The organism is Lysobacter sp. SCRH-1R (assembly GCF_057747855.1).
Window position 1 is genome coordinate 3,227,026 of the sequence record NZ_CM173227.1, and the last position, 12,880, is coordinate 3,239,905.

Annotated in this window: 7 protein-coding genes; 4 read left to right on the forward strand and 3 right to left on the reverse strand. The window is 66.4% G+C overall.

The window, feature by feature from the left end:
* The first annotated feature begins 229 nt into the window (after positions 1-229).
* The 4 genes from AC3ANK_RS14830 (at position 230) to AC3ANK_RS14845 (ending at position 10,566) form a co-directional block, all read left to right on the forward strand.
* Positions 230-3,220: a TonB-dependent receptor plug domain-containing protein gene (locus tag AC3ANK_RS14830; RefSeq protein WP_206861489.1), complete on the forward strand. Its 2,991-nt coding sequence runs from the start codon at positions 230-232 to the stop codon at positions 3,218-3,220.
* 271 nt (positions 3,221-3,491) lie between these two features.
* On the forward strand, positions 3,492-6,545 hold the full coding sequence (locus AC3ANK_RS14835) for a TonB-dependent receptor domain-containing protein (protein ID WP_206861490.1): 3,054 nt from the start codon (positions 3,492-3,494) through the stop codon (positions 6,543-6,545).
* 241 nt (positions 6,546-6,786) lie between these two features.
* Positions 6,787-9,810, forward strand: a complete 3,024-nt coding sequence (locus tag AC3ANK_RS14840) for a TonB-dependent receptor domain-containing protein (protein WP_206861491.1) — start codon at positions 6,787-6,789, stop codon at positions 9,808-9,810.
* Between the two features lie 162 nt (positions 9,811-9,972).
* Positions 9,973-10,566, forward strand: a complete 594-nt coding sequence (locus AC3ANK_RS14845; protein ID WP_484171512.1) for a TIGR02466 family protein — start codon at positions 9,973-9,975, stop codon at positions 10,564-10,566.
* 181 nt (positions 10,567-10,747) lie between these two features.
* Here the strand turns inward: AC3ANK_RS14845 and AC3ANK_RS14850 are convergent, their stop codons facing one another.
* The 3 genes from AC3ANK_RS14850 to AC3ANK_RS14860 all read right to left on the reverse strand — a co-directional run bounded on the left by AC3ANK_RS14850 (position 10,748) and on the right by AC3ANK_RS14860 (position 12,859).
* Entirely contained in the window at positions 10,748-11,662 is a 915-nt protein-coding gene (locus AC3ANK_RS14850) for a DUF4097 family beta strand repeat-containing protein (RefSeq protein WP_206861493.1), read from the reverse strand.
* A 73-nt stretch (positions 11,663-11,735) separates the two neighbouring features.
* A complete protein-coding gene (locus tag AC3ANK_RS14855) occupies positions 11,736-12,260 on the reverse strand; it encodes a hypothetical protein (RefSeq protein ID WP_206861494.1) in 525 nt (174 codons plus the stop codon).
* The gene (locus AC3ANK_RS14860; RefSeq protein WP_242525139.1) at positions 12,257-12,859 is read right to left on the reverse strand and encodes an RNA polymerase sigma factor; all 603 of its coding nucleotides are present in this window, start codon (positions 12,857-12,859) and stop codon (positions 12,257-12,259) included. Before AC3ANK_RS14860 ends, AC3ANK_RS14855 begins: the two co-directional genes overlap by 4 nt.
* Positions 12,860-12,880: the final 21 nt, after the last annotated feature.

A 12,880-nucleotide genomic window follows, 5' to 3' on the forward strand; every position in this document is an offset into this window, starting at 1 on the left:
TGTCGGCGCCCCTGCCTGAACACCCGTTCATCTTCGTGATTCTCCCACCCGTGGGCAGATACGCCCGCGCATGGTTTTCACGTGCCTGGAACGGCACGTTAACGACACTTTTACTCTCGTGAAACTGTGGTTAGGATCGGACCCGGCCTTGCCGTTTTTGGCGTCCTTCTTGTCGCCTCCGGTTGAGTCCCATGGGTAAGTACCGACTTTCAGTTTCTTGGAGAGAGAGATGACCTTGAAGACCACCCCGCTCCGCGACGCGATCACCTTCGCGCTCGCCGTGAGCACCACCGCACTTGCGGGCATCGGCGCCGCCGTCGCCCAGGAAACGACGGGCGACCAGGGTGCCACCACCCTCGATCGCATCGAGGTGACCGGCTCGCGCATCCGCCAGGTCGACATCGAAACCGCCGCACCGGTGCTGCAGATCAGCCGCGACGACATCGAGAAGCAGGGCTTCTCGTCCGTCGCCGACATCCTGCAGAACATCACCGCCGTCGGTTCGCCGGCCATCAGCCGTACCTCGCCGCTGTCCTCGGGCGAAGCGGTCGGCGGCCAGTACATCGACCTGCGCAACCTGGGTCCGAACCGCACGCTGATCCTCGTCAACGGCAAGCGCCTTGGCATCACCAACGACGGCCTGCAGGACATCGCGTCCATCCCGGCCTCGATGGTCGAGCGCATCGAAGTGCTGAAGGACGGCGCCTCGACGATCTACGGCTCCGACGCCATCGCCGGCGTGGTGAACATCATCACGCGCAAGAACTTCGAAGGCGCCGAAGCCAACGCCTACTACGGCCAGTACGGCCAGGGCGACGGCACTCGCCAGGTCTACGACTTCCTGCTTGGCTTCACCGGCGACCGCGGTTCGGTCACCGCCGGTGTCGAGTACTCGAAGGAAGATCCGGTGTGGGCGCGCGACCGCTGGTTCTCGCGCGATCGCTTCCCGACCGGCGAGAAGAGCGCGCCGCGTCCGGGTGGCACGTCGGGCATCAGCCAGTACGGCCGTTTCACCTACTGGACCGGCGAACTGGATGAGGACGACAACCCGGTCTTCTCCGGCCCGCTGACGCTCAACCGCGGCACGCCTGGCCTGGATCCGCGCGATTTCGCCAGCTACCGCGATTTCAGCGCGGCAACCGACAACTCGAACCCGAACCGCGCTTCGACGGTGTACAGCGGCGTCGAGCGCAAGTCGGCGTTCTTGAACGGCATCTTCAACATTACCGACAACATCTCGTTCGAAACGGACGTGCTGTACACGGATCGCGACTCGTTCGCGCAGAACGCCGGCTATCCGTTCCAGAGCGCCGCGTTCGAACGGACTGCGGCGGTGGGCCCGGACTTCCTCTCCGGCGGCCTGGACATCAACAGCTACTTCAACCCGCTGGGCAACCAGGCCACCGGCGCGCTGCCCGATGGCGTTCCCGCGCAGTCGATCGACTTCATCCGTCGTGGCTGGGAAGTGCCGCGTGAGGTCCGCAACAGCCTCACCACCTGGCGCTTCAGCGGCGCGTTCAACGGCTCCTTCGAGCTGGGCGACAACCGCTTCTGGGATTGGGATGCGGGCTACCTGTACAACCAGAACAAGGGCGTGCAGATCAGCACCGGCAACCTGAACACCGCGGCCGTGGCCCTGGCCACGGGCCCGTCGTTCCTCAACGACCAGGGCGTCGTGCAGTGCGGTACGCCGGACGCGCCGATTCCGCTGGGCTTCGGTCCGGGCGCGTGCACGCCGTGGAATCCGCTGGTGCCGGAAGGCTACGCCGCGCCGAACGGCCTGGGCGATCCCAACGTGCAGGCCTTCCTGTACCTGCCGGGCCAGGCGCTGTCGGAAACCGAGACCAAGGTGTACTACGCCAACATCTCCGGCTCGCTCTTCACCCTGCCGGGTGGCGACCTGGGCGTGGCGGTGGGCGTGGAGCATCGCAAGGAAGACGGCTTCTTCTCGCCCGACGCACTGGCGCAGACCGGCATCTCCACCGACCTGGCCGCGGGCCCGACCGGTGGCGGCTACTCGCTGGATGAAATCTACGGCGAGTTGAGCATCCCGCTGCTGGCCGACATGCCCTTCGCCCAGGAACTGAGCTTCAACCTGGCGACGCGCTATTCGGACTACGACACTTTCGGCGACACCACCAACAGCAAGTTCGGCTTCAAGTGGAAGCCGCTCGAGCAGCTGCTGGTGCGCGGCACCTGGGCCGAGGGCTTCCGCGCCCCCACCGTGGCCGACCTGTTCGGCGGTGTCTCGCAGAGCTTCGAGTTCTACACCGACCCCTGCGACACGCTGTTCGGCAACGCCGCCGGCAACGCCCGTTGCGCGGCCGACGTGCCGGCCGGCTTCCGCCAGAAGGCCCAGGCGGGCCAGCTCGCCCCGGGACCGGGTACGCAGACGCCGATCCCGTTCCTGTCGGGTTCGAATCCGGAGCTGACCCCGGAAACCTCGGAGTCCAAGACGCTCGGCCTGGTGTGGAGCCCGACCTTTGCCGAAGGCCTGAACCTGTCGCTGGACTGGTGGACCATCAAGATCGAGAACACGATCGTCGCCGACGATCCGTCCTCGATGCTCGACGACTGCTACCTGCGCGGCATCGAATCGCGTTGCGCGGGGCCGAACACGTTCACGCGTGATCCGGTCACCGGCGACGTGATCGCCCTGTCGTTCGGCGGTCGCAACGCGGGTTACCAGGAAACCGAAGGCTTCGACTTCGACCTGACCTACACCCTGCAGACCGACTGGGGCCGCTTCGGCCTGTCCTGGCTCAACACCTACGTCAGCAAGAACGAGCTGAAGCAGGACAACCTGGACACCCCGCCGCTGCAGCTCAACGGCACGACGAACTTCGGTGCGAACTTCCGCCTGCGTTCGAACGCCAGCCTCAACTGGGACAACGGTCCGTGGGGCGCGACCTGGGGCGTGCGCTACTACTCGGGCCTGCGTGAGGAATGCTTCTTCGACGAGCGCTGCTCGCTGCCGGACTACACCGCTCCGGAGTTCCAGGGCGAGACCGTGCCGATGAACGAAGTCGGTTCGAACACGTTCCACGACGTCCAGGTCCGCTGGAACGCCCCGTGGAACGCCACCGTCGCCATCGGTGCGAACAACGTGTTCGAGCACTACTCGGCCCCGATGTACAGCCAGCCGAACTCGGGCTACTCGTACTACGGCGGTTTCGACATCGGTCGCTTCGTGTACCTGAAGTACCAGCAGCGCTTCTGATCCATCGCGCTGCGATTTGCGGGCGGCCCCTCCGGGGGCCGCCTTTTTTTTTGCTCCCGCGAATGCCGCGTCGAAGCAGCGCCGGCACCTCTGGAGGGCCCATACCGCAGCGCAGCATGGGTCGTCACGAACCGATAACCGGTCGTTAACGTCTATTTCACTTTTCTCACGGTGCGGTTACGATCGGGTTAAGCCTTGCCGTATTTGGCGTCTCATTTGACTCCGCCGGCCGGGCCCCATGGGAAGTACCCACGAGTTTCCGGAGAGAGAGATGACCTTGAAGACCACCCAGCTCCGCGACGCGATCACCTTCGCGCTCGCGGTGGGCACCACCGCGGCAGCCGGCACCGGCATCGCCTTCGCCCAGGAAGGCGAGAAAGCCACGACCCTCGACCGCATCGAGGTGACCGGTTCGCGCATCAAGCGCGCCGACATCGAAACGTCCCAGCCGATCTTCTCGCTGAGCCGCGACGACATCACGGCGCAGGGCCTGACCTCCGTCGGCGACGTGATCCAGAACATCACCGCCAACGGCTCCACGCTCAACAGCACCTACAACAACGGCGGCAACGGCGAGACGCGCGTCAACCTGCGCAACCTCGGCTCCAACCGCACGCTGGTGCTGGTCAACGGCCGTCGCTGGGTCGGTGGCACGGGCCTGGGCGGCGCGGTCGACCTCAACACCATCCCGACCGCCGCGGTCGAGCGCATCGAAGTGCTGAAGGACGGCGCCTCGACGATCTACGGTTCGGACGCCATCGCCGGCGTGGTCAACGTGATCCTGCGCCAGAACTTCGAAGGCGCCGAAGCCAACGCCTACATCGGCCAGTTCGACAAGGGCGACGGCACGCGCCAGGCGTACGACTTCATCATCGGCACGAGCGGCGACCGCTTCTCGGCGATGCTGGGCTACGGCTACGTCAAGGAAGAGCCGGTCATGGCCGGCGACCGCTACATCTCGAAGGAGCCGACCTACACCACCGGCAACTTCTTCGGTTCCGGCACCAGCCCGAACGGCCGCTTCGGCTTCGGCGAAGGCTGCGACCGCGTCACCGCCGACGGCACGCCGCTGTACCTGGACGCCGATGGCAACCTGACGACCGACGTCACCGACACGCGCGCACAGGTCGCACGCGGCGGCAAGGCACCGGGCGAGCGGTGCGTCGCGGGCACCATCACCTACGACGGCGCCGGCACCCCGGCCCGCCCGTACGTGCCGGGCGTGGACGCGTACAACTTCGCTCCCGAGAACTACCTGCTGACGCCGCAGGAACGCCGCTCGGTCTTCGGCAACGCCTCGGTCGACATCACCGACGACGTCCGTTTCAAGACCACGGTGACCTACAACGAGCGCATCTCCGAGCAGCTGCTCGCCGCGATGCCGGTCACCCTCGGCCAGCCGGTTGCCGGCACGCCGTCGGGCACGGTCGTCATCGATGCGGACAACGCCTACAACCCGTTCGACGAAGACGTCACCCGCATCAGCCGTCGCACGACGGAGACCGGCGGTCGTTCGTTCAACCAGGACGTGCGCACCTTCGCGATGTCGGCCGGCCTGGAAGGCACGCTGAACTTCGCCGAGAAGTACTTCGACTGGGAAGCGGGCTACTTCCGCGGCCAGAACAAGGCGAACAACACCACCTTCGGCCTGTTCAACGTCGAAGCGCTGCGCAACGCGCTGGGCCCGTCGTTCGTCGACGCCGACGGCACGCTCAAGTGCGGCACCTCGGCCGATACCGTCATCGACGGCTGCGTCCCGATGAACTTCCTCGGCGGCGTGGGCGGCATCACCCAGGAAATGCTGGACTACTCGACGTTCACTGCGCACGACGAGTACAGCTACACCCAGCAGTCCTACTACGCCAACATCAGCGGCGACCTGTTCGCGCTGCCGGGCGGCCCGCTGGGCTTCTCGTTCGGCCTGGAACACCGCACCGAAGACGGCTACGACTCGCCGGACGCGCTGATCAACTCCGGCAGCACCACGGGCAACGCGCGCACCGCGACCGCCGGTGGCTACAAGCTGGACGAGGCCTACCTCGAACTGGCCGTGCCGGTGCTGAGCGACGTGCCGTTCGCCAAGCTGCTCGACTTCTCGCTGGCGACGCGCTACTCGGATTACTCGAACTTCGGCGACACGCTCAACAGCAAGTTCGGTTTCCGCTGGAAGCCGATCGAGGACCTGCTGGTCCGCGGCAACTGGTCGGAAGGCTTCCGTGCTCCGTCCATCGCCGAGCTGTTCGCCGGCCAGGCCGACTCGTTCCCGACCCTGTCCGATCCCTGCAACAGCTCCAACTTCGGAACGCTGGCACCGCAGGCGCAGCAGCGCTGCCTGGCCGAAGGCGTGCCGAACGGTGGCTACCGCCAGGACAGCCAGCAGATCCGCATCACCGTCGGCGGCAATCCGGACCTGATGCCCGAGAAGGCCGAGTCGACCACGTTCGGCTTCGTCTACAGCCCGAGCTACGTCGAAGGCCTGGATATCTCGCTGGACTGGTGGAAGATCAAGATCGAGGACGCGATCACCACCATCGGCGGCGAGACCATCATCCAGCAGTGCGTGGACTCCGGCGGCAGCGGCCAGACCTGCGGCCTGTACACGCGCCAGTCTGACGGCAACATCCTGACGCTGATCAACACCACCACGAACATCGGTGGCACCAAGGTCGAAGGTTACGACCTGACCATCGGCTACCGCCTGCCGGAAACCGCGTGGGGCAAGTTCAGCTTCACGTGGGACACGACCTACCTGGCCGAGCAGATGGACGACATCGACGGCGACGGCGTCTACGGCGAGGACAACCAGATCGCTCCGGCGATCGGCCAGCCGCTGCACTACAACGAAGGCGGCAACCTCGTCGGCGAGTACCTGCAGAACGACAACAAGTGGCGCATCCGTTCGAACCTCATGGCCCGTTGGGAACTGGGCGACTGGGGCGCGACCTGGAGCGTGCGCTACTACTCGTCGCAGGACGAGGCGTGCAGCCCGGCGTACGAGGAGTACGGCTTCGGTTACCTGTGCACCGACGGCGACCGCCGGGTCGGCATCCCGACCGACGCCAACAACAACGGCGTGTGGGACGGCGTGGGCGGCGGCGACACGATCGAGTCGATCCTGGAGCCGCAGCACCACATCGGCGCGACCACCTACCACGACGTTTCGGTGTACTGGAACGCCCCGTGGAACGCGAAGATCGCCGTCGGCGTCAACAACCTGTTCGACAAGAACCCGCCGATCGTGCTCAACGCGTTCGCCAACACCTTCGATCCTCAGTACGAACTGCCGGGCCAGTTCATCTACTTCCGTTACTCGCAGAAGTTCTGAGTCGATCTCCCGATCGGTACTTGCTCCACTGCACCGCTTCTACGGCCCCTCACGGGGCCGTAGTTTTGTCTGGACGTTGCAGGAATGAAACGTCGGACGTTCAGGAAGTTGAAGATTAACAACACTTTAAGTATTCGCTCCGCAGGTCTAACATCGGCCCGACCTTGCCGGATTTGGCGTGGTTTTTTGCTCCGCCCGGCGGGTTCCCCTGGGAACACCTGAGACCGACTTGGAGAGAGCGATGAATCCGAAAACAACGAAGCTCCGGGACGCCATTCGCGTGACACTGGCCCTCGGCACGACGACGGCCGCCGGCATGGGCGCAGCACAGGCCCAGGATCCGGCCCCGCCCCCGGCTTCCAACCAGGAAGCCACGACCCTCGATCGCATCGAAGTGACGGGTTCGCGCATCAAGCGCGCGGACATCGAAACCTCGCAGCCGATCTTCTCGCTCAGCCGCGACGACATCACGGCGCAGGGCCTCACCTCCGTCGGCGACGTCATCCAGAACATCACCGCCAACGGCTCCACGCTCAACACCACCTTCAACAACGGCGGCAACGGCGATACCGGCGTGAGCCTGCGCAACCTCGGCGCGAACCGCACGCTGGTGCTGGTCAACGGCCGTCGCTGGGTCGGTGGCGCATCGGGCACCGGCCTGGGCGGCCAGGTCGACCTGAACTCCATCCCGACCGCCGCGGTGGAACGCATCGAAGTGCTGAAGGACGGCGCCTCGGCGATCTACGGTTCCGATGCGATCGCCGGCGTGGTCAACGTGATCCTGCGGCAGAACTTCGAGGGCGCAGAAGCCAACGCCTACATCGGCATGTACGACAAGGGCGACGGTTTCCGCCAGTCCTACGACTTCACCATCGGCACCAGCGGCGACCGCTTCTCGGCGATGCTGGGCTACGGCTACGTCAAGGAAGAGCCGGTCATGGCCGGCGACCGCTACATCTCCAAGGAGCCGATCTACACCACCGGTGCGGCGCTGGGCGGCAGCTCGACCACGCCCAACGGCAACTTCTCGGTGCGGTTCGGCGAGTGCTTCACCGATCCGGCCGATCCGGACTCGGCCACGCGCTGCCGTCCCGACGGCACGCCCGGCAGCTTCACCTACGATCCCGGTGCCGGTGCCGCCAACTGGCGGAACTTCACCAACAACGACATCTACAACTTCGCGCCCGACAACTACCTGCTCACGCCGCAGGAGCGCCGCTCGGTGTTCGGCAACGCGTCGGTGGACATCACCGACGACATCCGCTTCAAGACCACGCTGACCTACAACGAGCGCCAGTCCGAGCAGTTGCTCGCGGCCATGCCGATCACCCTCGGCGTGCCGGTCGCCGGCACCAACGCCGGCAACGTGGTCATCAGCGCCGACAGCATCTACAACCCGTTCGGCGAGGACATCGACTGGGTGCAGCGCCGCGCCGTGGAAACCGGCGGCCGCCGCTTCGAGCAGGACGTGCGGACCTTCGCGATGAACGCCGGGTTCGAAGGCACGCTCAACTTTTCCGAGAAGTACTACGACTGGGAAGCGGGCTACTTCTACGGCCGCAACAAGGCCAACAACACGACCAACGGCCTGTTCAACGTCATCTCGCTGGGCAACGCGCTGGGGCCGTCGTTCATCGATGCCGATGGCACCCCGACCTGCGGCACGCCCGACGCGCCGATCGCCGGCTGCGTCCCGATGAACATGCTCGGCGGCGTGGGCAGCATCACGCAGGAGATGCTCGACTACACCACCTTCGTCGCGCACGACGAGTACAGCTACACACAGAAGACCTACTACGCCAACATCGGCGGCGATCTGTTCAACCTGCCGGGCGGGCCGCTGGGGTTCTCCGTCGGTTACGAGCACCGCAGCGAGGACGGCTACGATTCGCCCGACGCGCTCATCAATTCCGGCAACACGACCGGCAACGCGCGCACCGCGACCAGTGGCGGCTACACCGTCGACGAAGCGTACCTGGAACTGGCGATCCCCGTGCTGGCCGACGTGACCGGTGCGCAACTGCTGGACTTCTCGGTCGCCACGCGCTGGTCGGACTACAGCAACTTCGGCGACACGCTCAACAGCAAGTTCGGTTTCCGCTGGAAGCCGATCGAGGACCTGCTGATCCGCGGCAACTGGTCGGAAGGCTTCCGTGCGCCGTCGATCGCCGAACTGTTCGCAGGCCAGGCCGACTCGTTCCCGCAGGTCAGCGATCCCTGCAACCAGACCAACTTCGGGAACCAGACGCCGCCCGCGCAGGCCCGCTGCCGCGCCGAAGGCGTGCCCGATGGCGGCTACGCGCAGAACAACACGCAGATCCGCATCACGATCGGCGGCAACCCGAACCTGCAGCCGGAGAAGGCCGAATCGACCACCGCCGGCTTCGTCTACAGCCCGAGCTTCGTCGAAGGCCTCGACGTTTCGCTGGACTGGTGGAAGATCAAGATCGAGGACGCGATCACCACCGTCGGCGCCGCGCCGATCATCCAGCAGTGCATCGACTCCGGCGGCACCGGGCCGACGTGCGACCTGTATTCGCGCCAGCCGGGCGGCGAGATCCTCACGCTGCTCAACACCACGGTGAACATCGGCGGCACCAAGGTCGAGGGCTGGGACATGACGGTGAGCTACCGCCTGCCCGAGACCGCGTGGGGCAAGTTCAGCTTCACCTGGGACACGACCTACCTGTCGGAATACCTCAACGACAACGACGGCGACGGCATCTACGGCGAGGACATCTTCCAGGAGCCGGCCATCGGCGCCGAGATGGCCGCCAACGAAGGCGGCAACCTCGTCGGCGAGTACGACGGCCCGAACCTGCTGAACTACTGGCGCCTGCGTTCGAACCTGGCGGCGCGCTGGGAGATGGGCGACTGGGGCGCGACCTGGAACGTGCGCTACTACGACGACCAGACCGAGCCCTGCCAGACCTTCGAGGACTACGGCTACGGCTGGTTGTGCACGACCACGGACCGCTTCCGCAGCATTCCGACCGATGCCAACGGCAACGGCATCTGGGACGGCACGGCCGGCGGCGACGACTTCACCGTGGTGGCGGCCAACGAGCACCACGTCGGAGCGGCGACCTACCACGACGTCAGCGTGTACTGGAACGCGCCGTGGAACGCGAAGGTGACGGTGGGTGTCAACAACATCTTCGACAAGGGCCCGCCGGTCGCCTACACCTCGTTCGCCAACTCGTTCGATCCGCAGTACGACCTGCCGGGACAGTTCGTCTACTTCCGCTATTCGCAGAAGTTCTGATCCGTCCCGCGCGCCATGCGTCACCCGCTACGGCCTCGCAAGAGGCCGTAGCTTCATCCGGCTACACTCCACCTTTCCAACGCGCTCCGCGACCGCATGGCCTTCGAGATCAGCCCCGTCTTTTCGGTTCCCTTCGCGCAGGACACGATGCCGGATGCGGCCGTGTTGAACGCGCAGCTGCGTGCGTTGATCCTCGCGCGCGAGGCGGAAGGCGCGCGCTACGCCAATCCCAATCCGTCGCTGAAGCAGCAGCCGGGCGTGTTCGAGAGCGACTTCAACCTGTTCGCCTGGCCGGAGGCGTGCATCCAGCAACTGCGCCAGTTCTGCTGGACCACGCTGGGCCGCACGATCGCCGACCTCAACGGCTATACGGCCGAGGAGATGAAGCGGCTGCAGATCTTCTCACACACCTGGTTCCATGTGACGCGCAATGGCGGCTTCACGATCAACCACACGCATCCGATGGCGTCGTGGTCGGGCGTGTACTGCGTCGATCCGGGCACCACGCCGGAGGATCGCCCCGAATCGGGCGTGCTGCGCTTCCACAACCCGCACCACTACAGCAACTATTTCCTCGACGCCGGCAACGCGCGGCTGCGCGCGCCGTACCACCACGGCACCTGGAACATCCGCTTCCAGGCCGGGCAACTGGTGCTGTTCCCGTCATGGCTGCAGCACGAGGTGATGCCGTTCTTCGGCGACGACGAGCGGATCACGATCGCGTTCAACTGCTGGTTCGGGATGAAGGACGGCTAGGCGCTGTCGCTGTCGCTGTTGTAGCCCGGGTAAGCGAAGCGCACCCGGGTGGTTCTCGGCGCGTTCCCGGGTGCGCTTCGCTTACCCGGGCTACAAATGCGCCCCCGTCGAATCGACCGGATACGACAAACAAAACGGCCGCCCGAAGGCGGCCGTATCCGTCATCCGACAACGCGGCGCCTCACTGCAACCGCAGCGTCGCATCCCCCGAGAAGCTCTCGATCGACACGTCGCCATCGCCGTTGCCGTAGCGGTGGTCGAAGCTGGATCCCGGACCGTGCTTCGGACGGTTGATCTGCGCACCCGGCGCACTGAGGTCGCCGCTGAAACTCTCGCCGCGCACGTTCGCCGACAGGGTCCGCGGCAGCGTCAGGTCGAGGTCGCCGCTGACGGTTTCCAGCATGATGCGGCCATTGGTGGCCAGCGCGGTGTTGATGCGGATGTCGCCGGAGACCGTGGAGCCCGACAGCTTCTGCACGCGCGTGCCGAGCGTGCCCACGTCGATGCGGCCGGAGACGGTTTCCACGCTCACCTCGCCATCGAGGCGGCCGCGCAGGGTGAGGTCGCCGCTGACGGTTTCCGCGCTGACGCGGCTGGAGTTCACCGTCAGCATCAGGTCGCCGCTGACGCTGTCGAAATCGGCTTCGCGCGGCGCGGCAGCGACGGTGACCTCACCGCTGACCGATTCCACCGACAGCTCGTTCGACGCCACGCCTTCGACGTTGACGTCGGCCGAGACCACGTCGACTTCGAGATCCGCGCGGATCGGCACCATCACGCGCAGGTCCGTCGGCTCGCTCTTGTCGCCGCTGCCGAACATGGTGCCGTCGCGGTTGGGGTACTTCACGCGGATGCTGAGGTGTTCGCGGTCGCCGTCGATCTCCAGGCGCTCCACGCCCTGGCCGAGGCTGCCTTCGACCTTCACCTCGGGCCTGTCCCATGCGCGCACCTGCACGCTGCCCTTGACGTTTTCGATCTCGACCCGGCCACGCGGGTCCAGCGGACGCGACTCGTTGATCGGCGTGGCGGCGAAGGCGCCGTGCGCCATCAGCAGGGCCAGGCCGAATGCGAGGCGTTGGAGGTGGGCGCGGATCATGGACGTTCTCCGGGATTCTGGCTTCGGTTCTTGGAAATGGCGATGGAAAGGGTGCGTCATGGCGCGGCCGACCTCAGGCGTAGGCGAGGCGCTGCGCGAGTGCGAGGCGCCGGGCGTAGGTCTTGCGCAGCTGCTCCAGCAGCAGGCGCGAGTCGGGATCGCGCGCCAGCGCGTCGAGGATCAGCGCGGCGTTGCGGTCGAGTTCGTCGAAGGCCGGCTGCAGTTCCGCCGGCGGACGGCCCGATCCGACTTCGATCAGCGCGGCCTGGTACTGGCGCGCCATGCCCTGCGCTTCGAGCTGGACCAGCGAGGCCTGCGGACCGCGCGGCGCGCCGGGGTTCGTCGGCGTATTTCCGCCGGTGCGCCAGAAGCCGACCACGCCGACGGCCAGCGCCAGCGTGGCGGCCATCGCCACCGGCGCGAGCCAGCGCGGGCGCTGCGGCGCGACCTGGCGCGGCTGCGCCTGGATGCGTTCGGCGATGCCGGGCCACAGGTCGCGGCCGGGCGGTTCGTCGCGGCGCATCGCCCGAAGCTGCCAGCGCAGCGCGTCGGGCAACTCGTCGCGGCGGTCGTCTCCGGTGTCGTTGCGGATGTTCATGCGTGTGCTCCCAACCGGTCGCGCAGCAGGCTGCGCGCGCGGTGCAATTGCGCTTTCGAACTGCCGACCGCCATGCCGAGTTCGGCGGCGATCTCCTCGTGCTTCCAGCCTTCCACGTCGTACAGGACCAGCACCGCGCGGGCGCGGGGCGGCAGGCTGGCGACGGCGCGTTCCAGGTCCATGGACAGCGCGGTGGTGTGTCCGGCCGAATCGGCGCTGCCGATCAGGTCGAAGATTTCCTCGTCCGAGTCGCCCTCGTCCTGCGGGCGGCTGCGGCGGCTGCGCAGTTCCATCAGCGCGGTGTTGACCGCCAGCCGGTGCAGCCAGGTCGAGAACGCCGACTCGAACCGGAACGCCGGCAGCGCCTGCCACGCGCGTACGAAGGCTTCCTGCGTCAGGTCCTCGGCGCGGGCGCCGTGGCCGCCGACCAGCCGGGCGATCACACCGTGCACGCGGCTGGCGTGGCGACGGTAGAGCGTCTCGAAAGCCCGCATTTCACCGCGCGCCGCCGCTGCCACCAGGCTGCGTTCCTCGCTGCCGTCGTCCGGGACGGCGGGGGCATCGGTCAGGCTTTCGGTCACGACGGTCAGCATGTCCATATGGATGCGCCGAACGGGGCG

Bases quoted from the DNA above. Each gene is read 5' to 3' on its own strand.
- AC3ANK_RS14855 (WP_206861494.1), bottom strand. From the start codon at position 12,260: ATGAACATCCGCAACGACACCGGAGACGACCGCCGCGACGAGTTGCCC.
- AC3ANK_RS14850 (WP_206861493.1), bottom strand. From the start codon at position 11,662: ATGATCCGCGCCCACCTCCAACGCCTCGCATTCGGCCTGGCCCTGCTG.
- AC3ANK_RS14840 (WP_206861491.1), top strand. From the start codon at position 6,787: ATGAATCCGAAAACAACGAAGCTCCGGGACGCCATTCGCGTGACACTG.
- AC3ANK_RS14860 (WP_242525139.1), bottom strand. From the start codon at position 12,859: ATGGACATGCTGACCGTCGTGACCGAAAGCCTGACCGATGCCCCCGCC.
- AC3ANK_RS14830 (WP_206861489.1), top strand. From the start codon at position 230: ATGACCTTGAAGACCACCCCGCTCCGCGACGCGATCACCTTCGCGCTC.
- AC3ANK_RS14835 (WP_206861490.1), top strand. From the start codon at position 3,492: ATGACCTTGAAGACCACCCAGCTCCGCGACGCGATCACCTTCGCGCTC.